Below are 19,703 nucleotides of genomic sequence, written 5' to 3' on the forward strand. Positions count from 1 at the left end.
ACGTAGCGCTCACCGCCGCGTCGCGCGGCATGCGTGGCCCTGAGGTCCTAGGGTCAGGGCATGGCGTCGTCAAACCCCCGCGTCCTGGCCATCGTCCTCGCCGGCGGAGAGGGCAAGCGACTCATGCCGCTGACTGCCCAGCGCGCCAAACCCGCGGTCCCCTTCGGCGGCATCTACCGGCTCGTGGACTTCGCGCTGTCCAACATCATCAACTCCCGGTACCTCCAGGTCATCGTGCTGACGCAGTACAAGTCGCACTCGCTGGACCGGCACATCTCCAAGACCTGGCGCATGTCCCCGCTGCTCGGCAACTACGTGTCCTCGGTCCCGGCACAGCAGCGCGTCGGCAAGCACTGGTACCTCGGGTCCGCCGACGCCATCTACCAGTGCCTGAACATCATCGACGACGAGCGTCCCGACATCGTCGTCGTGGTCGGCGCGGACCACGTCTACCGCATGGACTTCTCGCAGATGGTGGACGCGCACGTCGAGTCCGGCGCGCGCGCCACCGTCGCTGCGATCCGCCAGCCGATCGCGCTCGCCGACCAGTTCGGCGTCATCGACGTCGAGCCCCAGGACCCGACGCGCATCCGCGACTTCCTGGAGAAGCCGGTCGCCCCGGTGGGGCTGCCGGACTCGCCCCGCGAGGTCCTGGCCTCCATGGGCAACTACGTCTTCGACGCCGACGCCCTGGTCGAGGCCGTCACGAAGGACGCCGCGGACCCCGACTCACGGCACGACATGGGCGGGGACATCGTCCCGGCGTTCGTCCGGGAGGGGACGGCCGGCGTCTACGACTTCATCCGCAACGAGGTGCCCGGCTCCACGGACCGCGACCGCGCCTACTGGCGCGACGTCGGCGCCATCGACGCCTACTTCGACGCCAACAAGGACCTCATCGCCGTCCAGCCGGTGTTCAACCTGTACAACGAGGACTGGCCTCTCTACACCGGGTACACGGGGCTCCCGCCGGCGAAGTTCGTGCACGCCGGGCCCGGCCGCCTGGGGCACGCCGCAGACTCGATCGTCTCACCTGGTGTCCTCGTCTCCGGTGCGACCGTCGCAGGGTCCATCCTGTCGCCGGGCGTGCACCTGCACTCCTGGGCGACGGTCACCGACTCCGTGGTGATGGACGGCGTCCAGGTGCACCGGCACGCCCAGGTGCACCGCGCCATCCTCGACAAGTTCGTGGTGGTGGACGAACGCGCCCGGATCGGGGTCGACCACGAGGAGGACCGGGCGCGCGGCTTCACCGTCACCGAGTCGGGGATCACCGTCGTCCCGAAGGGTTCTCACGTTGCCTGACCGCGCACCTGCCGCGCCGCTCCCGACCGACCTGTCCGTCCGCCGTCGTCGGCTCGTCGTGACCGACGTCGACTCGACGTTCCTGACCCAGGAGGTCATCGAGCTCATCGCCGAGCACGCCGGCACCCGCGACGAGGTCGCGGCCGCGACCGAGCGGGCCATGCGCGGCGAGCTCGACTTCGCCGCCTCCCTGCGGGAGCGGGTGGCCACGCTGGCAGGCGTCCCCGTGTCCGCGCTGGACGCGGTGCGCGAGGCCGTCGTCCTGACGCCCGGTGCCGCGGAGCTGGTCGCCGAGGTGCACCGCCGTGGCTGGGAGTTCGGACTCGTCTCCGGCGGCTTCGCCGAGATCCTTGCCCCCCTCGCCGCGGCGCACGGCATCACCCGCTGGCGGGCGAACGAGCTCGAGGTGACCGACGGCGTCCTGACGGGCAGGACCGTCGGCCCGGTCGTGGACCGGGCCTACAAGGAGGTCACCCTGCGCGAGTGGGCGTCCGAGCTGGGCCTGGACATGGCCGACACCGTCGCGGTGGGCGACGGCGCCAACGACCTCGACATGATCGGCGCCGCCGGCATCGGCATCGCCTTCGCCGCCAAGCCGCTCGTGCGCGCCGAGGCGCCGTACAGCATCGACGGACCGCGGCTCGACGAGGTGCTGCAGATCATCGACGACGTGGAGCTCGGCGAACGGCACGCACGTCCGGCGACCGACGGCGCGGAGGACACGCTCTCGAGGTGATGTCCAGGGACGTGGTTGGCGGACACGTCCCTGGACATCACACCTGGACCGCGCCCGGGAACAGCTGCCGGACGCGGTGCACGTCGTAGCGGTCGCCACCGCGCCACTGTCCCGCGGCGCCCCAGTCCGACCGAAGGTGCTCAGGGCGTTCGGCGCCGCGGGGGCGGAGCACCCGGGCGGTGCCCAGGATCTCCACGAACGCTCGGTGCTCGGCCACGGTGCCCGGCAGGACCGGCCTCAGCGCGCGGACCAGCCCGCCGGCCGTCGCCTCGGGGTCGAGGTCCTCGATCACGGCCAGGACCCGCTGCAGCAGGGTCCGGTCCTCCGCTGTCGGATCGTGCGCAGCAGTCCGCGCGAGCTGTTCGAGGTCGAACCGGGCGTACACCAGGTCGTCGTGCCGCACGCCGCCCCACTTCAACCGTTCGAAGCTGAGCACGTTGAGGTCGATGTCGCGGTCGACCTGTCGTGCCGTCAGCTGCCCGTCCGCGGGTGCGTCGCGGCAGGTCTCGCACACGACGTCGGAGCGGGTCACCGTCCCGCCGTCGTCGAGGCCTTCTCCCGCGACCACGGGTTGGAAGGCGTGGGGGGTCAGCCGCTCGACCATCGACCACGAGGCCAGTGCGGAGCGCCGGTCCAGCCGTCGTGACGACAGGCTGGCGACGAACCCGTTCGCGACCACGGATCCGAGCCCGGTGTCCCGGAGCCGCTGGATGCGCGACACGCTCTCGTCATGGGTCCAGGTCACCGGATCGAACATCACGCCATGATCCTTGGCGTAGGCGAGATCCTCCGGCGCCGTCTGCCGGTCACCGTCGTCGATCCACCCGTTCGACCAGTAGGTCCGGAACAAGATCCGCTTCGCCCTGGCATCCACCGACCATGAGTACCATCCGTGGGAAGGTTCGCGCGGCGGGCTCTCAGCTCGGGCGGCCGACCCGCAGCAGCGTCGCGGACTTCTTGGTCCACTCGGACCACGGCTGCTTGGCGGCGTGCAGCACCGAGTAGGTCGCCGTCGGGACCCCGACGCGCACCTGGGCCAGCGCGGCGTCGTCCGACGACTTGTCGGCCAGATAGGCGGCGGTCGCCGCCATCGTGGGCTCGTGACCGATGATCAGCAACGTCTTGACCTCGGGGGCCACGGAGCGGAGCAGCTCGAGCACGTCGCCGACGCTCGCCGCGTACAGCTCGTCGCGCACCTCGAAGTCCAGATGGCTGCGGCCCCCGTGGTTGCCGAGGTGTGCCCGAGCCAGCTCCCAGGTCTGCCGCGTGCGCAGAGCGGACGACACGAGCGTCAGGTCCGGGACGAGGCCCACCGAGGTCAGTGCCATACCGACCCGGCCGGCCTGCTTGCGTCCGTTGAGCGCCAGGGCCCGATCCACGTCCGGCACCGGCCCCGCGGCAGGTTCCGCCTTCGCATGCCGGAGCAGCACCAGCCGACGCCCCTTCTCCGGGACGTCGGCGGGGTGCTTCGGCTGCTTCACGATCGCTCGCTCACTGACCCATCGCGTGCACGCCACCGTCGACGTGCACGATCTCGCCCGTCGTCGCCGGGAACCAGTCGGACAGCAGCGCCACCACCGCGCGGGCGGCGGGCTCCGCCGTCGTCTGGTCCCACCCGAGGGGCGCGCGCCGGGGCCACGCGTCCTCCATCGCCTCGAAACCGGGGATGGACTTGGCCGCCGTGGTCCGGATCGGTCCGGCCGAGACCAGGTTCGCCCGGATCCCGGAGGGCCCGAGGTCGCGGGCGAGGTAGCGGTTGGCGGACTCGAGACCGGCCTTCGCCACCCCCATCCAGTCGTAGACCGGCCAGGCGAACCCGGCGTCGAAGGTCAGGCCGACGTAGGCGCCGCCGGAGGCCATGAGCGGCTGGGCCGCGGTGATCAGCGACTTGTACGAGAAGGTCGAGACCTGGACCGCGGTGGCGACGTCGTCCCACTCGGCGGCCAGGAAGTTGCCACCCATCACGCTCTGCGGCGCGAACCCGATGGAGTGGACGACGCCGTCGAGACGGTCGGTGTGCTCGCGCACCTGGTCCGCGAGGGAGTCCAGGTCCTCCGAGCTGGTCACGTCGAGCTGGACGACCGGTGCCGTCACGGGAAGTCGCTTCGCGAACGCCTGGGTGAGCTTCATCTGTCGCCCGAACGAGGTCAGGACGACCTCCGCGCCTTCCTCCTGCGCGAGCCGGGCGGCGTGGAACGCGATCGAGCTGTCCGTCAGGACGCCCGTGATGAGCAACTTCTTGCCGTCGAGCAGAGCCATGGTGACCTTTCAGTGAAGTTCTGGTGGGAGCGTATCGGGCCCTGAGCCCGTTGGACAGTTCAGTGACCCATGCCCAGACCGCCGTCGACGGGGACGACCGCGCCGGTCACGTACCCGGCGGCGTCCGACGCGAGGAACTCCACGACGCCGGCGACCTCGTCAGCAGTCGCGAAGCGGCCCGCAGGGATCGATGCCCGGTACTTCTTCTGCGTGTCCTCCGGCAGGGCGGCGGTCATGTCGGTCTCCACGAAGCCCGGTGCCACGACGTTGGCCGTGATGCCGCGACCGCCGAGCTCGCGGGAGATCGAGCGCGCCATGCCGACCAGCGCTGCCTTCGTCGAGGAGTAGTTGACCTGACCCGGTCCGCCGTAGAGGCCGACGACGGAACCGATCAGCACGATACGACCGGACCGAGCCCTGATCATCGCCTTGGAGGCCCGTCGCACGCAGCGGAACGTGCCGGTGAGGTTGACGTCGACGACCTGCTCGAACTCCTCGTCGCTCATCCGCATCAGGAGCTGGTCGCGGGTCACGCCCGCGTTGGCGACGAGCACGGTCGGAGCGCCCAGCCGGGCCTCGATCTCGCCGAAGGCGGTGTCGACGGCGGCACTGTCCGTGACGTCCGCCACGAACCCGTGGACGCCCTCCGGAAGGTCTCCGCCGCGATAGACGGTGGCGACGACGTCGCCCGCCGCGACGAAGCGCTCCGCGATCGCGCGACCGATACCGCGCGCGGCCCCGGTCACGACCACCACTCGACCGGTTGCTGCCTGTTCTCCCACGGGATGCTCCTCTCGACGACGGGCCGTCGCGACCCGGGTGCACGGTGGTGCGCCGGTGCGACCGTACCCCGCACCCCGACCGGTCCCGCGCTGACGAGGAGGCACAGGTCGCCGAACGGGTTTGTCGGTTTCCTCCAAAGACCGGAGCTCGCCGCGCCGGACGTAGACTGGTCGGGTGAGCACGTCCCGGCCCCACGAGGTCCCCTCGATCACGGGCGTCCCGGCCAGCCTCGCCGCGGACCAGAACCGGCGCCTGCGCCAGTACCTGTTCCAGATGGGTCTGCGCCTGGTGCTCATCCTCGCGGCTGCCCTGCTGGTCGAGGGCTGGCTCATGTGGGTCTGCTTCGCGGGCGCCGTCGTGCTCCCCTACTCGGCCGTCCTGCTCGCCAACGCCGGTCGGGACCGCAGCTCGCACGAGTCCTCCGGCGCGCCTCCGCTGGCGCCCCCGGAGATCGAGGCCACCGCCCCCGCGACCGAGGAGCCGCACATCCGCGTCGTCGACCACGTGGACGCACCGTCCAGCACCCCTGCCGACTCCCCCGCCGACCCCGAGGACCGCTGATGGACGTGCTCGGGCTGGGCGCCGACCCGGTGGACCCCGACGCACTGGTCTGCTCGGCCAAGGGCTGCCGGGCCGAGGCCCGGTGGGGGCTGCTGTGGAACAATCCGAAGCTCCACACCCCGGAACGCCGCAAGGTGTGGCTCGCCTGCGACGCCCACCGGGAACACCTCGAGCAGTTCCTGGGGATGCGGTCGTTCTGGCGCCAGACCGTCGCCGTCGAGGAACTGGAGCACGTGTGAGACGGACCCGTCGTCAGTGGGTCACGCTCGGGCTCGCCGCGGTACTGCTCGCCTCCCTGTGCGTGCTGGCAGCGTTCTGGCAGTGGCATCGCTACACCGACCGTGTCGAGCAGATCGCCCTCGTCGAGGCCAACTACACCGCAGAGCCGGTGCCGCTGGCCGGCGTCGTCGGATCCCCCGGCGCCACGCTGGCTGCCGAGGACGAGTGGAGGCCCGTCGTCGTCGTCGGCGAGTACGTGCCGTCCGGGACGGTGCTGCTGCGCAACCGGCCGGTCAACGGGACGCCCGGGTTCCACCTGATCGTGCCCTTGCGCACGGTGCTCGACGGGCAGTCCGTGGTGTTCCTCGTCGATCGCGGCTTCGTGCCGCTCGGCGCTGACGCCGGCCAACCGGCGTCCGTCCCCGCTCCCCCGGTCGGCGAGATCGCCGTCACGGTCACCCTGCGCCCGGACGAACCGGCCGCGGACCGTGGCGCCGAGGCCGGGACGGTCTCGCGGATCAACAACGACCAGGTGCTCGCCGCCGCCGTGGACGGCGGGGCGAGCGTCGTCGCCGACGACGCCACGGTCGGCGCGTACGGCCAGATGCGTTCCGAGGACCCCGCGGCCGCGGAGGCCCTGGTCCCGGCACCGCGTCCGGACACCGACCCGGGGTCGCACCTCAGCTACGCGTTCCAGTGGGGGATCTTCGCGCTCGGCGCCGTCGGTGGCTTCGTCCTGCTGTGGCGGCGCGAGACCCGGGTCGCGAGCGTCACGGCCGGTGAGCTCATCGCGGCGGACGAGCCCGACGGCGCGTCACGACCCCGCCGTGAGCGCCGCGCGTCCCGCCGGACGGACGAGGAGCACGAGGACGCCCTCGTCGACGCGGTTCAGGCCGAGTAGTCGTCGCCCGAGCCTGCGGCTTCACCCCCGGCGAGCACCTCGTACCTCGGCCCTCACCGGCGCCGCGCCTCCGGCTCAGGCGAGGGACACCAGCTCGGCGTAGTCGTCCGACCAGAGGTCCTCGTCGCCGTCGGGGAGCAGCAGCACCCGCTCGGGGTTGAGCGCGTCCACCGCGCCGTCGTCGTGCGTGACCATGATGACGGCGCCCTCGTAGGTGTTCAAGGCCCCGAGGATCTCGGCCCGCGAGGCAGGGTCGAGGTTGTTGGTCGGCTCGTCCAGCAGCAGGACGTTCGCGCTGGAGACGACGAGCGTGGCCAGCGCGAGACGGGTCTTCTCACCACCGGAGAGGACGTGCGCCGGCTTGTCGGCGTCGTCCCCGCTGAAGAGGAACGAGCCGAGCGTGGTGCGCACCTGGGTGTCCGTCAGGTCGGGAGCGCTGTGCCGCAGGTTCTCCACGACGGTGGCGTCCATGTCGAGCATGTCGTGCTCCTGGGCGTAGTAGCCCATCTTGAGCCCGTGGCCGGGCAGCACCTCGCCCGTGTCGGGCGTCTCGACGCCGGCCAGGATCCGCAGCATCGTCGTCTTGCCCGCACCGTTGAGCCCGAGGATCACCACACGCGACCCGCGGTCGATCGCCAGGTCCACCCCGGCGAAGACCTCCAGCGACCCGTAGGTCTTGGACAGCCCGCGCGCCATGAGCGGCGTCTTGCCGCAGGGCGCCGGCTTCGGGAACCGCAGGGCGGCCACCTTGTCGCTCTGCCGCTCGCCCTCGGTGCCGGCGAGCATGCGCTCGGCACGCTTGATCATGTTCTGCGCGGCGGTCGCCTTGGTGGCCTTGGCCCGCATCTTGTTGGCCTGGGCCAGCAGCGTGCCGGCCTTCTTCTCGGCGTTCGCGCGCTCGCGGCGACGGCGGCGCTCGTCCTGCTCGCGCTGACCGACGTAGGCGTCCCAGCCGAGGCTGTACTGGTCCAGCTCGCCACGGTTGGCGTCCAGGTGGAAGACCTTGTTCACCGTCGCGCGCAGCAGCTCGACGTCGTGGGAGATCACGATGAAACCGCCCGAGTACGACCTGAGGTACTCACGCAGCCAGACGATCGAGTCGGCGTCGAGGTGGTTCGTGGGCTCGTCCAGCAGCAGCGTGTCGACGCCGGAGAACAGGATCCGCGCGAGCTCGATGCGGCGGCGCTGACCGCCGGAGAGCGTGTGCAGGGGCTGGGCGAGGATGCGGTCGTCGAGCGCCAGGTTGCTGGTGATCCGGTGCGCCTCCGACTCCGCGGAGTAGCCGCCGGCCGCGAGGAAGCGGGTCTCGAGCTTCGGGTAGCGCTCCATCGCCGCCTCCTGGACGACCGGGTCCTCGCTGGCCATCTCCTTCTCCGCCACCCGCATCTTCGCGACGATCTTGTCCAGGCCCCGGGCGCTGAGCACACGGTCCATCGCGACGACGTCGAGGTCGCCGGTGCGGGGGTCCTGCGGCAGGTAGCCGATCTCGTTGCCACGCGTGATCGTGCCGCCCGTCGGCAGGCTGTCGCCCGCGAGGGTCTTGGTGAGCGTGGTCTTGCCGGCGCCGTTGCGGCCGACGAGGCCGATGCGGTCGCCCGGAGCCACGCGGAACGTGGCCTCGTGCAGCAGGACGCGGGCGCCGAAGCGCAGCTCGACGCCGTGGGCGGTGATCAAGGCAGAGTGTCCTTCAGAAAGAGGGTGGGGGCTCCGGCGAGTCTAGTGGTCCCGTTCCTGGCTGGCGACGACTTACGTCACACGCGCGACGGAGCGGCCCTCCGGGTCGATAGGGTTCCCACCGTGCCCCCCGCCGAGGCCCGTGTGCCGCGTACGACGTCGACCGTCCTCGCCGTCGCCACGGTGCTCGCCGGCCTCGCGGCGCGAGCGCTGCTCCCCACCCCGGTCGGCGGACCGGTGGGCGACATGCTGTACGCGATGCTGCTCGTGTGGCTCGTCGCTCTCCTCCTCCCCCGCTCGCCGCGGCTCCTCACGTCCGCGATCGCCCTCGCGGTGTGCACGGCGATCGAGGTGTCGCACCTGACCGACGTGCCCGCCGGGATCCTCGAGCGTGTGCCCGCCGCGCGCTACGTGCTCGGCACGACCTTCGGGGCGGCGGACCTCGCGTGGTACGGCCTCGGTGCGTTCCTGGCCGGGGCTCTTCTCGTCGTGGTCTCCCCGCGGGCGGCGGCCGTCGACGACGCGCTGCGGCGCGTGCGTGCGGAGCCGGCCCCCGCCGTCGGGAGGCGCGTCGCCGCGGTCCTCGTACCGCTCGCCCTGGTGGGCACGGTGGTCGCCGCCGGTGCCGGCGTCGGACGCACGTTGTCGATCGAGGCCGAGGCCCTGGTCGCACAGGTCGATGCCGCGCGCGTCGTGCTCGACGACTCGGCCGATCGGGTCACCGACGACTCCGTCCGGTCGGCGCTGTCCGGGACGCTCGACGAGGCCGAGTCGGTGCTGAGTGCGACGCCGGTCCTCGAACGACGTCCCGGCGACGCCGTCGAGATCCGCGGACAGGTCGAGAGATCCGTCGCGGCGGTGCAGGAGTCCCGCCGAGCGTTCGCGATCACCGCGGCGACGGAGGCCCGAGGACCGCTCGCACCCGCGCGGCAGGCGGCCGCGACGGTGCTGGCGGCCACCGACGAGCTCGCCGACGAGGGACACGGCGCAGGCCGCCGGGTCCGGACGGCCCTGCGCGACGCCGTCGGCGCCACCGACGACCTGCTCGCGAGCAGTGGGCCCGACCGTCTGGACGGGATGGCGCTCGGCGAGCTGGAGCACCTCGCTGCCGACCTGGCCGCCCTCCGGGAGGAGGTCGTCGGGGCCACCACGGCACTGATGACCGCCCAGGACGCCGTCGTCTGCCCGGAGCCCGACCAGCTCTGGTTCCCCGAGGGCGGCCGACTCTCGGACGACGACCTCGCCCCGATCCCCTGGGCACCGCAGCACGCGGTGCGCGCCGATCTCGTCGACGGCCTGGTGGCTCTCGACGAGGCGTACCGGGCGGAGTTCGGGCAGCACCTCACGGTCAACTCCGCCTACCGCTCCTACGACGACCAGCTCGCGGTGCACGACCCGACGAACCCCAACCCGCTCGCCGCGCCGCCCGGCTGCTCGAACCACGGGCTGGGGACCGCCGTCGACGTCAGCATGGGGCCCGAGGGGTTCGACGGCGCCCGGTTCTCCTGGATGAAGGCCAACGCGGAGCAGTACGGCTGGACGCACCCGGACTGGGCCGGGCCCGGCGGACGGCTCCCGGAACCGTGGCACTGGGAGTCCGTGGAGACACCGGTCGCGTACTGACGGGCTCCGTCCGGCCGACGTCGGCGGGTCGCCCTACGGTGGAGTCGTGACCGAGCCGACTGCCTCGCCGTTCGTGGCGCTGCTGTGCGCGGTCAACGTCGGCGGCACCGGCCGACTGCCGATGAGCGACCTGCGCGATCTGTGCGCGTCGGTCGGGTTCGGCGCCGTCCGCACCTACATCGCCAGCGGGAACGTCGTGTTCACGGCCAGGCTCGGTGCCGACGGTGCGCGGACCGTCCTCGAGGACGCGCTGCGGGAGTACGCGGGCAAGCCCGTGGGCGCGTTGATCAGGACACCGGGCGAGCTGGCGCGCGTCCGGGACGCCAACCCTTTCGCCGGTGCCGTCCCGAGCCGGGTCGGAGTCACGTTCCTCGACGCCCCGCCCGAGACCGACACCGCGGAGCGTGCCGCCGGGGCGACCGGCGAGCAGATCGCGCTCGGCGCCCGGGAGATCTACGTCCACTACCCGGACGGGATGGGCCGCAGCCGGCTCCGACTCCCCCCGAGCGCCGGCCGCGCGACGACGCGCAACATGAACACGGTGACGAGGCTGGCCGCGCTCGCGGCGGAGGCGAGCTGATCGCCGACGACGGGCACTCTGACCTCGGTCACGGCGGGAAGGTGTGAGAATGATTCTCATCAACCGCCACCAGCCGACGGAGGAACCACCATGCAGAACGACGCCAGCACGGACGTCTACCAGGACCTCGGCGAGTTCCACGACCTCTTCATGGACGAGCCCTGGGCCGGGCTGCGCCCCGCGCTCACCACGGCGTTCGCGGACCTCGGCCCCCAGCACACGCTCCTCGACCTCGGTGCCGGAACCGGGCTCGGGACGCGCACGCTCGCCTCGGTGACCGGTGCGCAGATCGTGGCGATCGAGCCCTCGCGCACCATGCGGGCCGTGCTGACCGCCAGGGTCGCCGACGACGAGGACCTGTCGCGGCGGGTGACCGTGCGCGCCGGCCTGCTGCCCGGCGCCCTCGACGACGTCGTCGGCCGCGTCGACGGGTTCGTCGCGGCACACATGGTGGGCCACCTGTCGGAGGACGAGCGCAGCGCGACGTTCGCCCGGCTGCGATCCCTCATGACGCCCGAGGCCGTCGGTGTCATGACGATCGAGCCGGCGGGTGACGAAGGCCCCGCGGGCGAGGCCTTCGTCCAGGAACGTTGGGTCGGCTCGCTGCGCTACGTCGCGCGCTACCTGCCGGCGACGGACGAGCGCCGGTTCGTCAGCGAGTACGAGGTGCACGACGCCGAAAGGCTGCTGCGATCAGAGCGGTTCGTCGGGTCGTGGGAGAGGCTCAGCCCTGCCCGGCTCCGCCGCGAGCTGTCGGCGGCAGGCTTCGACGTCGAGCTGCACCAGCCCGGCGCCGCCCTGGTCCGGCTGATCGGGCGTACGTCGATGCCCGCATAGCTGCCTCCGGATGCACTGCGACCGACGAACCCGCCCGACTGTGATCTCCGCTCACCACGTGCGAGAGTGCTGCCGCACCAGGCTCTGCCCGTCCGTGCCGAGTCTGCGACACAGTCCGATCAGAACGAGCGCACACTGGCGTGCATCTGCTCCGGCGTCGTGGTGGTCGTGGTCCGGGATGTTCAGCGCTGTCGAGACATCGGGCAGCTTGTAGGAGGCAAGATCCAGCACCGACCTGGCGGTGTCGCGCGTGCAGAGCCAACGGGTGCGGGGAAGCACGATGCCGCAGGCCGCGCTCGCCTGCGTCAGGACCGAGCGGTCGAAGGCGGCGTTGTGCGCAACCAGCGCATCCGCGCCAGCGAACTCTGCGACCTTCGGATAGACGACGTCCCAGGTCGGCGCTCCGAGCACGGCTTGCGCCGTGATGCCGTGCACGGCCACGTTGTAGTGGTTGAACGACTGGACCCCGGAGGGGGGCTGGACCAGCGTCTCGAGCGTGTCCACGACGACGCCGTCCCGGACCTTGGCAAGGCCGACCGAGCACACAGACGCCCGCTTCGGGTTGGCCGTCTCGAAATCGATCGCGGTGAACGACAGACCCTCGAGAGCAATGTGCGACATGGTGGACATGATAGACAGCCCACCACCATCGACGCGGACGCTCGGTCGAGGCGCCGGTGCAGGTCAGCAGGCGGTACGATGCGGATCGTGCGTGATGACCTTGGCTTCGCTGTTCCCACCGCTCGTCGCGACCTGGCCAGCCTGAGGACTGCCCTCAAGGCGGTTCATCAAGGCATGCTGGTCACCGCAGCACTGCGCACCGCTGAACACGGACGGTTCAACGTCTCCGGTCGTGTACGTCGAGACCTGACCGACACCGCGTTCAAGGTGGGCTGGTGGGATCTGACGACGGGCAAGGGCACCGAGCCCGTCGCGGAACTGCAGAGTCTCGTCACGACGGACGCGGGCGATGCCCCGGCCGGGCCCGGCGTGGCCAAGGTCGACGACCTGCGCGACGTGGTCTCGACACTTGCCGCCGGTGACGTCGTCACTGCGGGCTTCGAGTTCGAGGGCTGTGGTGCGTTCACGATTTCCGGCGAGATCCGCCGCGACGAGGTCGGCACGAGGTGGGTCCTGGCGGGGCATCATCTGGGCCACGGCGACGCCCCCGCAGCACGCCTCCGTCGCCTTACGGTTGAGCGCAGGGCTCCAGCACTCGCCGCAGCGAGCGGCAGCGACGACCTGTCCGGCGACTGACCTCGCCGCCTCGAGGCGGGCACGGCACCTTCCGCAGACCTGAGGAGCCCCTCCGACCTGCGGCGGCAGGTCAGAGGGGCTGACTCGCAACCTCAGACGTTGAAGCCCAGCATCCGCAGCTGCTCACGACCGTCGTCCGTGATCTTCTCCGGACCCCACGGCGGCATCCACACCCAGTTGATCCGGTGACCGGTGACGAGTCCCTCGAGGGCCTGCGCGGACTGGTCCTCCAGGACGTCGGTCAGCGGGCACGCCGCCGACGTCAGCGTCATGTCGATGGTGGCGTGGTTGTTCTGGTCCACCTCGACGCCGTAGACCAGCCCGAGGTCGACGACGTTGATCCCGAGCTCGGGGTCGATGACGTCGCGCATCGCCTCCTCGACGTCCGCCGCGGTGGTCGCACCCGGTGTCGGGCCGGCCGGGGCCGGCGTGGCCGTCTCGGTCGTGTTCTCAGTCATCGGTTCCTCCGGTCGAGTCTGCCAGCGCGCCGCTGCGCGCCAGCGAGTCCTTCAGCGCTGCCCAGCCGAGCAGCGCGCACTTGATGCGGGCGGGGTACTGCGAGACGCCGGTGAACGCCTCGCCGTCGCCGAGGGCGTCGAGCGACGCCTCGTCGTCCAGCCCCTTGCCGCGCGATCCCATCAGGGCGTGGAACGCCTCGTCCAGGCGACGGACGTCGGCCAGGTTCCGACCGGTGACGAGCTCGGTCATCACCGAGACGGACGCCTGCGAGATGGAACAGCCCTCCCCCTCCCAGGAGACGCCCGACACCACGGTGTCGCGGCCGGGGCCGGGAGCGACGTCCACGCGCAGCGTGACCTCGTCCCCGCACGTCGGGTTCACCTGGTGCGACTCCCCACCGAGATGTCCCTCGACGGGCTCGGCCAGGCCACGGCCGTGCGGGTGCTTCGCATGGTCGAGGATGACCTGCTGGTACATCTGCTCCAACGAGCTGCTCATGGGTCCTCCTGACTCACTCTGCACCGAAGAACGCGCGCACACCCGTCAACGCTTCCCGGAACGCCGCGATCTCCTCGACGGTCGTGTAGACCGACGCCGAGGCCCGCGTCGTCGCCGCCACCCCGAAGCGCCGGTGCAGCGGTTGCGCGCAGTGGTGGCCGGTGCGCACCGCGATGCCGGAGTCGTCGAGCACCTGGGAGACGTCGTGGGCGTGCACACCGTCGACGACGAACGACACGACCGCGAGGCGGTCCTCCGCGTCCGTCGGCCCGACGACCCGTACGCCGGGGATCTCCGCCATGCGCAACAGCTCCGTGGCGAGCTCCTGCTCGTGCCGGGCCACCCGCGACATCCCGAGCTCACCGAGCCACTCGGCGGCCACTCCCATGCCCACGGCCTGGGCGACCATCTGCGTGCCCGCCTCGAAGCGCTGCGGCGGCGGGGCGTACGTGGTGGCCTCCATCGTGACGACCTCGACCATGGACCCACCGGTGGTGACGGGAGGCATGGCCTCGAGCAGCTCGCGGCGGGCGTACAGCGCGCCGACCCCGGTCGGGCCGAGCATCTTGTGGGCGCTGAACGCCGCGAAGTCGACGCCCAGGGCACGCACGTCCACCGGCAGGTGGGGCACCGACTGGCAGGCGTCGAGCACGGTGTACGCGCCGACCCGACGTGCGGCGTCGACCAGCTCCGCCACCGGCGCCACGGCACCGGTCACGTTCGACACGTGGCCGAAGGCCACGATCCGCGTGCGCTCGGTGATCACGGTCCCGAGGTCCGAGAGGTCGATCCGGCCGTCGTCGTCCACGCCGAGCCAACGCAGCACGGCGCCGGTGCGTGCACACAGCTCCTGCCACGGCACGAGGTTGGCGTGGTGCTCCGCCTCGGTGACCACGATCTCGTCACCGGGTGCCAGCCGGAACCGTACGGCCTCCGCTCCCCCACGACCGGCGGTGGCGTTCGAGAACGCGTAGGCCACGAGGTTGAGCGCCGCCGTCGCGCCCGGGGTCCAGACGATCTCGCCGTCGTCGGCCCCGACGAACGAGGCCACGGCGGAGCGCGCCGACTCGAACGCCTCCGTGGCCTCCTCGGCGAGCTGGTGGGCGCCGCGGTGCACGGCCGCGTTCCGCTGCTCGTAGAACTCGACCTCGGCCTCGAGCACCACGTTCGGCTTCTGGGAGGTCGCCGCGGAGTCCAGGTAGACCAGCGGCCGACCACCACGCACCGTGCGCCCGAGCAGCGGGAAGTCGGCCCGCACCGCGGCGAGCTCGCTCGCGGTGAGTCCGTCGTCGGCAGGCGCCGGGCGCACGGTGTCGGTGGTCATGAAGGTCTCCGTCAGGCCGACATCGTCGCGCCGGTACCCACGTACCGGTCGTAGCCCTCGGCCTCGAGACGCTCGGCGAGCTCGGGGCCGCCCTCCTCGGCGATCCGGCCGTCGACGAAGACGTGGACGAAGTCGGGCTTGATGTAGCGCAGGATGCGCGTGTAGTGCGTGATGAGCAGCACGCCGACGTCGGTGGTCTCCTTGGCCCGGTTCACGCCCTCGGAGACGACGCGCAGCGCGTCGACGTCCAGGCCGGAGTCGGTCTCGTCGAGGATCGCGAAGTGGGGCTTGAAGAGCTCCATCTGCAGGATCTCGTGGCGCTTCTTCTCACCGCCGGAGAAGCCCTCGTTGACGGAGCGCTCGGCGAAGGAGGAGTCGATGCGCAGGTTCTCCATCGCGCCCCTGACCTCCTTGCCCCAGGTGCGCAGGGCGGGGGCCTCGCCGGAGATGGCGGTCTTGGCGGTCCGCAGGAAGTTGGCCACGGACACACCGGGCACCTCCACGGGGTACTGCATGGCGAGGAAGAGGCCGGCGCGAGCGCGCTCGTCGACGCTCATCGCGAGGACGTCCTCGCCGTCGAGCGTGACGGTGCCGGAGGTGACCTCGTACTTGGGGTGGCCCGCGAGGGCGGAGGCGAGGGTCGACTTGCCGGAGCCGTTGGGGCCCATGATGGCGTGCGTCTCGCCGGAGGCGATGGTCAGGTCGACGCCGCGCAGGATCGGCTTCGGGCCTTCCTTGGTCTCGACGCTGACGTGCAGGTCGCGGATCTCCAGGGTGGGCATCAGGTGGTTCTCCAGGTCTTGTTCGAAAGTCTGTGGTTCAGGGAGGTCAGGACACGGCGGCGAGCGGGGCGTCGATGTCGACGAGCACCTTGTCGCCGTCCACGGTCACCGGGTAGACGGGCACCGGCCGGGTCGCAGGAAGCTGCAGCGGCTTGCCGGTGCGCAGGTCGAACTGCGAGCCGTGCAGCCAGCACTCGACCCGGCAGCCCTCGACCTCCCCGTCGGACAGCGAGACCGCCCCGTGGGAGCAGATGTCGCTGATCGCGTGAAAGTCACCGTCGGCGTCCCGGACGAGCGCGACCGGCACCATGGCACCGTCGGCGGCCTGGAGCTCGACGAGCTTGGCCTCCTCGGGCTCCAGGTCGGTCGTCGAGGCGACGATCTGCTGGGTCACGCCGTCACTCCGCCGCCGGGGCGCCGGTGATGACGCTCATCGACTTCTCGAGCTCGGCCTCGATCGAGGCGAGCAGCCGCTCCTCGACGGACGCGACCCCGATCTCGTCGATGAGCTCCGCGAAGAACCCCCGCACCACGAGGCGGCGCGCGTCCGTCTCGGGGATGCCGCGAGCCATGAGGTAGAAGAGCTGCTCGTCGTCGAACCTGCCGGTCGCCGACGCGTGGCCCGCTCCCGCGATCTCGCCGGTCTCGATCTCGAGGTTCGGCACCGAGTCGGCGCGCGCCCCGTCGGTCAGGACGAGGTTGCGGTTGAGCTCGTAGGTGTCGGTGTCCTCGGCCTCGGCCTGGATGAGGACGTCCCCGACCCACACGGTGTGAGCCCCTGAGCCCTGCAGCGCACCCTTGTAGGTGACCCGGGACTTGCAGCTCGGCACGCCGTGGTCCACGAAGAGGCGGTGCTCCTGGTGCTGGTCGGCGTCGGCGAAGTACAGGCCGACCATCTCGACCTCGCCGCCGGGGGCGGTGAACGTCGCGTCCGGGGTGATCCGCACGACGTCGCCGCCGAAGGTCACCACGACGTGCTTGAGCCTGGCGTCGCGCCCGACCGTGGAACGGTGCGCGGCCGCGTGGACGGCGCCGTCGGCCCAGTCCTGCACGGAGACCACGGTCAGCTGCGCGCCGTCCTCGACGACGACCTCGACCGTCTGGTTGAGGAGCGCGTCGCCGCGGTGGTCGATGACCACGACCGCCTCGGAGTGCCGCTCGGCGTGCACCAGCAGGTGCTGGGCGGTGGCGTCCTTCGAGACGCCGTCGATCCGCACCGAGGTGACGTCGGACGCGACGGCCTCGGCGGGCACGGTGACGACGGTGGCCTCGGTGACGGCGTTCCAGGCGCTGACCGCGGTGCGGTCGCCGGGCTTGCCGGCCTTCCCGAGGCGGGCGTCGTCACGGGCGACCGTCTCGACCTTGACCTCGGGCGCGGCCTCGACGGTCACGGTGACTCCGTCGGAGGCGAGCGTCTCGGCGAAGAGCGGCTGCAGCCGCGCGACCGGTGAGAAGCGCCATTCCTCCTCGCGGCCGGAGGGCACCGGGATGTCCGCGAGGTCGAAGGAGGTGACGCGCTCGGCACGGGAGCCGGCCGGGACCAGCCCGTGCGAGTGCGCGCCGTCGGCCACGGCGCGTGAGTGATCGGTGGTGGTGGCAGTCATATCAGCCGACGGACCCTTCCATCTGCAGCTCGATGAGGCGGTTGAGCTCGAGCGCGTACTCCATGGGCAGCTCGCGCGCGATGGGCTCGACGAACCCGCGCACGATCATGGCCATGGCCTCGGTCTCGTCCATTCCTCGGGACATGAGGTAGAACAGCTGGTCCTCGCTCACCTTGGACACCGTCGCCTCGTGCCCCATGGACACGTCGTCCTCGCGGACGTCGACGTACGGGTAGGTGTCGGACCGGGAGATCTGGTCGACGAGCAGCGCGTCGCACAGCACGTTGGAGGCGGAGGCCTCGGCGCCCTCGAGCACCTGGACCAGGCCGCGGTAGGACGTGCGCCCACCACCACGGGCCACCGACTTGGAGACGATGGAAGACGACGTGCGCGGCGCGGCGTGCACCATCTTGGCGCCGGCGTCCTGGTGCTGACCCTCGCCCGCGAAGGCGATCGACAGCGTCTCGCCGCGGGCGTGCTCGCCCATGAGGTAGATCGCCGGGTACTTCATGGTGACCTTGGAGCCGATGTTGCCGTCGACCCACTCCATCTGGGCACCGGCCTCGGCCGTGGCGCGCTTGGTCACGAGGTTGTACACGTTGTTCGACCAGTTCTGGATGGTCGTGTAGCGCACGCGGGCGTTCTTCTTGACGATGATCTCCACGACGGCGCTGTGCAGCGAGTCCGACGAGTAGATCGGCGCCGTGCAGCCCTCGACGTAGTGCACGTACGAGCCCTCGTCGGCGATGATCAGCGTCCGCTCGAACTGGCCCATGTTCTCGGTGTTGATCCGGAAGTAGGCCTGCAGGGGGATCTCGACGTGCACGCCCGGCGGGACGTAGACGAACGAGCCGCCCGACCAGACCGCCGAGTTCAGCGCGGAGAACTTGTTGTCGCCGGCCGGGATGACCGTGCCGAAGTACTCCGCGAACAGCTCGGGGTACTCGCGCAGGCCGGTGTCGGTGTCGACGAAGATGACGCCCTGCTCCTCCAGGTCCTCACGGATCTGGTGGTAGACGACCTCGGACTCGTACTGGGCCGCGACGCCGGCCACGAGGCGCTGCTTCTCCGCCTCGGGGATCCCGAGCTTGTCGTAGGTGGCCTTGATGTCCTCCGGCAGCTCCTCCCAGCTGGTGGCCTGCTTCTCGGTGGACCGCACGAAGTACTTGATCCGGTCGAAGTCGATCCCAGTGAGGTCGGCGCCCCAGCTCGGCATCGGCTTCTTGCCGAACAGGCGCAGTGCCTTGAGACGGGCCTTGAGCATCCACTCGGGCTCGTTCTTCAGGGCCGAGATGTTGCGCACGACCGCCTCGTCGAGGCCACGCTCGGCGATCGCGCCCGCCTCGTCGGTGTCGTGCCAGCCGTACTCGTACGCACCGATCGAGTCGATGATCTCCTCGTCGGAGGGCTTGTCGGCGTTCGGTGCCACTGCCGCCTGGGCGGCGGCGTCCTGGGTAGGAGCGCTCATCGTGATCCTTCCTGCGTGCCGCCGGAGCGGCTGGCGGGGGTGGGGGGAGTCAGCGGGATGTTCGTGACGCAGGCGTGCGCGCCGCCTGCGAGGGTGGCCAGTCGTTGGACGTGCGTGCCGAGCAGCTCGGAGAACGCGCGCGCCTCGGCCTCGCACAGCTCGGGGAAGTCCTCGGCGGCGTGCTGCACGGGGCAGTGCCCCTGGCACAGCTGGACGGTCGGGGCCACCGGGCCGACGACGGGACGCACCGACGAGGCGTAGCCGTCGGCGGCGAGCAGGTCGGCGAGCTGCGCGGCCCGCTCCTGGGGGTCGGTCGCGGTCAGCCGGGGGGCGTACCGACGCACCACGGCGTCGTTGCGCTCGGTGGCGAAGGCCTCGACGGCCTCGTCACCGGCCGTACGACGCAGGAACCGCATCGCCTGGGTGGCGAGCTCGCTGTCGTGGTCGCCGAGCTCGGCCTGCCCTGCGGTGCTCACGACGTAGTGGCGTGCGGGCCGCCCCCGTCGGGCGGGCACGGCGCCCGTGCCGCCCTCGTGCACCATGATCGTGCCGTCGTGCTCCAGGCCCGCCAGGTGCCGACGGACGGCCGCCTGGGTCAGGTTCAGCACGTCGGCGAGGCGACCGGCCGTGACCGGCCCCTCGGTGGCGACGAGCTCCAGCACACGACGGCGGGTCCCGTCGCCCTCCACGTGGGGGTGCGCGACGACGCCCTGGGCCTTCAAGGGGTCCGTGGTCCTCGTCATGTGCTCACCTCCCGTGCGTCGATATACAGAACATCCTTGTTGCGTAATCGAGGATGTCAAGCAAGGCATGCCTCACCGAACACGCAGCGC

General features: G+C 71.3%; 23 protein-coding genes. 9 read left to right on the plus strand and 14 right to left on the minus strand.

What is annotated here, in order from left to right:
* Positions 1–60 precede the first annotated feature (60 nt).
* Together HDG69_RS14535 and serB are read left to right on the plus strand one after the other, a co-directional pair.
* Positions 61–1,305, plus strand: a complete 1,245-nt coding sequence (locus HDG69_RS14535; RefSeq protein WP_171784528.1) for a glucose-1-phosphate adenylyltransferase — start codon at positions 61–63, stop codon at positions 1,303–1,305.
* Positions 1,298–2,041 carry a phosphoserine phosphatase SerB gene (gene serB, locus HDG69_RS14540; protein ID WP_246256623.1) on the plus strand — a complete coding sequence of 248 codons (744 nt, stop codon included), beginning with the start codon at positions 1,298–1,300 and terminating at the stop codon, positions 2,039–2,041. The genes HDG69_RS14535 and serB overlap by 8 nt, the downstream gene beginning before the upstream one ends.
* Before the next feature lie 37 nt (positions 2,042–2,078).
* Here the strand turns inward: serB and HDG69_RS14545 are convergent, their stop codons facing one another.
* The 4 genes from HDG69_RS14545 to fabG are packed head-to-tail and all read right to left on the minus strand — an operon-like array spanning position 2,079 to position 5,082.
* A complete protein-coding gene (locus tag HDG69_RS14545; protein WP_171784529.1) occupies positions 2,079–2,915 on the minus strand; it encodes a hypothetical protein in 837 nt (278 codons plus the stop codon).
* A gap of 43 nt (positions 2,916–2,958) precedes the next feature.
* Entirely contained in the window at positions 2,959–3,522 is a 564-nt protein-coding gene (locus tag HDG69_RS14550) for a histidine phosphatase family protein (protein WP_171784530.1), read from the minus strand.
* A 10-nt stretch (positions 3,523–3,532) separates the two neighbouring features.
* A complete protein-coding gene (fabI, locus tag HDG69_RS14555; protein WP_171784531.1) occupies positions 3,533–4,300 on the minus strand; it encodes an enoyl-ACP reductase FabI in 768 nt (255 codons plus the stop codon).
* A 59-nt stretch (positions 4,301–4,359) separates the two neighbouring features.
* Positions 4,360–5,082: a 3-oxoacyl-ACP reductase FabG gene (gene fabG, locus HDG69_RS14560; protein ID WP_171784532.1), complete on the minus strand. Its 723-nt coding sequence runs from the start codon at positions 5,080–5,082 to the stop codon at positions 4,360–4,362.
* A gap of 175 nt (positions 5,083–5,257) precedes the next feature.
* Here fabG and HDG69_RS14565 point away from each other — a divergent pair, with 175 nt between their 5' ends.
* From HDG69_RS14565 to HDG69_RS14575, 3 genes are read left to right on the plus strand one after another with little or no spacing between them, the layout of a single operon-like run.
* Positions 5,258–5,644, plus strand: a complete 387-nt coding sequence (locus HDG69_RS14565) for a DUF3099 domain-containing protein (RefSeq protein ID WP_171784533.1) — start codon at positions 5,258–5,260, stop codon at positions 5,642–5,644.
* A complete protein-coding gene (locus HDG69_RS14570; RefSeq protein WP_171784534.1) occupies positions 5,644–5,883 on the plus strand; it encodes a hypothetical protein in 240 nt (79 codons plus the stop codon). The genes HDG69_RS14565 and HDG69_RS14570 overlap by 1 nt, the downstream gene beginning before the upstream one ends.
* A complete protein-coding gene (locus tag HDG69_RS14575) occupies positions 5,880–6,764 on the plus strand; it encodes an SURF1 family cytochrome oxidase biogenesis protein (protein ID WP_343036451.1) in 885 nt (294 codons plus the stop codon). Before HDG69_RS14570 ends, HDG69_RS14575 begins: the two co-directional genes overlap by 4 nt.
* Before the next feature lie 75 nt (positions 6,765–6,839).
* Here the strand turns inward: HDG69_RS14575 and HDG69_RS14580 are convergent, their stop codons facing one another.
* On the minus strand, positions 6,840–8,438 hold the full coding sequence (locus tag HDG69_RS14580; protein WP_171784535.1) for an ABC-F family ATP-binding cassette domain-containing protein: 1,599 nt from the start codon (positions 8,436–8,438) through the stop codon (positions 6,840–6,842).
* A 123-nt stretch (positions 8,439–8,561) separates the two neighbouring features.
* On the opposite strand from HDG69_RS14580, the gene HDG69_RS14585 reads away from it, so the two are divergent.
* The 3 genes from HDG69_RS14585 (at position 8,562) to HDG69_RS14595 (ending at position 11,478) form a co-directional block, all read left to right on the plus strand.
* Positions 8,562–10,061, plus strand: a complete 1,500-nt coding sequence (locus tag HDG69_RS14585; RefSeq protein WP_171784536.1) for a DUF2809 domain-containing protein — start codon at positions 8,562–8,564, stop codon at positions 10,059–10,061.
* Between the two features lie 46 nt (positions 10,062–10,107).
* The gene (locus tag HDG69_RS14590; protein ID WP_171784537.1) at positions 10,108–10,641 is read left to right on the plus strand and encodes a DUF1697 domain-containing protein; all 534 of its coding nucleotides are present in this window, start codon (positions 10,108–10,110) and stop codon (positions 10,639–10,641) included.
* Between the two features lie 90 nt (positions 10,642–10,731).
* On the plus strand, positions 10,732–11,478 hold the full coding sequence (locus HDG69_RS14595) for an SAM-dependent methyltransferase (RefSeq protein WP_171784538.1): 747 nt from the start codon (positions 10,732–10,734) through the stop codon (positions 11,476–11,478).
* Positions 11,479–11,529: 51 nt separating this feature from the next.
* On the opposite strand, the gene HDG69_RS14600 is transcribed toward HDG69_RS14595, so the two are convergent.
* The gene (locus HDG69_RS14600; RefSeq protein ID WP_171784539.1) at positions 11,530–12,108 is read right to left on the minus strand and encodes a 3'-5' exonuclease; all 579 of its coding nucleotides are present in this window, start codon (positions 12,106–12,108) and stop codon (positions 11,530–11,532) included.
* A gap of 78 nt (positions 12,109–12,186) precedes the next feature.
* Here HDG69_RS14600 and HDG69_RS14605 point away from each other — a divergent pair, with 78 nt between their 5' ends.
* The gene (locus HDG69_RS14605) at positions 12,187–12,735 is read left to right on the plus strand and encodes a hypothetical protein (RefSeq protein WP_171784540.1); all 549 of its coding nucleotides are present in this window, start codon (positions 12,187–12,189) and stop codon (positions 12,733–12,735) included.
* Between the two features lie 92 nt (positions 12,736–12,827).
* Here the strand turns inward: HDG69_RS14605 and HDG69_RS14610 are convergent, their stop codons facing one another.
* Genes HDG69_RS14610 through HDG69_RS14645 form a run of 8 tightly spaced genes read right to left on the minus strand, consistent with a single transcriptional unit; the run spans position 12,828 to position 19,613 of the window.
* Entirely contained in the window at positions 12,828–13,193 is a 366-nt protein-coding gene (locus HDG69_RS14610; RefSeq protein ID WP_171784541.1) for a metal-sulfur cluster assembly factor, read from the minus strand.
* On the minus strand, positions 13,186–13,692 hold the full coding sequence (sufU, locus tag HDG69_RS14615; RefSeq protein WP_171784542.1) for a Fe-S cluster assembly sulfur transfer protein SufU: 507 nt from the start codon (positions 13,690–13,692) through the stop codon (positions 13,186–13,188). The genes HDG69_RS14610 and sufU overlap by 8 nt, the downstream gene beginning before the upstream one ends.
* Before the next feature lie 13 nt (positions 13,693–13,705).
* Positions 13,706–15,016: a cysteine desulfurase gene (locus HDG69_RS14620; protein WP_171784543.1), complete on the minus strand. Its 1,311-nt coding sequence runs from the start codon at positions 15,014–15,016 to the stop codon at positions 13,706–13,708.
* 11 nt (positions 15,017–15,027) lie between these two features.
* Positions 15,028–15,798, minus strand: a complete 771-nt coding sequence (gene sufC, locus HDG69_RS14625; RefSeq protein ID WP_171784544.1) for a Fe-S cluster assembly ATPase SufC — start codon at positions 15,796–15,798, stop codon at positions 15,028–15,030.
* A 46-nt stretch (positions 15,799–15,844) separates the two neighbouring features.
* Entirely contained in the window at positions 15,845–16,192 is a 348-nt protein-coding gene (locus tag HDG69_RS14630; RefSeq protein WP_171784545.1) for a Rieske 2Fe-2S domain-containing protein, read from the minus strand.
* Between the two features lie 4 nt (positions 16,193–16,196).
* A complete protein-coding gene (sufD, locus tag HDG69_RS14635) occupies positions 16,197–17,402 on the minus strand; it encodes a Fe-S cluster assembly protein SufD (protein WP_171784546.1) in 1,206 nt (401 codons plus the stop codon).
* Position 17,403: 1 nt separating this feature from the next.
* Positions 17,404–18,870 (minus strand): Fe-S cluster assembly protein SufB, encoded by a 1,467-nt coding sequence (gene sufB, locus HDG69_RS14640; RefSeq protein WP_171784547.1) that lies wholly within the window; start codon positions 18,868–18,870, stop codon positions 17,404–17,406.
* The gene (locus HDG69_RS14645; protein ID WP_171784548.1) at positions 18,867–19,613 is read right to left on the minus strand and encodes a helix-turn-helix transcriptional regulator; all 747 of its coding nucleotides are present in this window, start codon (positions 19,611–19,613) and stop codon (positions 18,867–18,869) included. Before HDG69_RS14645 ends, sufB begins: the two co-directional genes overlap by 4 nt.
* Between the last annotated feature and the right edge of the window lie 90 nt (positions 19,614–19,703).

The sequence above is a fragment of the Isoptericola halotolerans genome (assembly GCF_013149785.1).
Classification (GTDB): domain Bacteria; phylum Actinomycetota; class Actinomycetes; order Actinomycetales; family Cellulomonadaceae; genus Isoptericola; species Isoptericola halotolerans.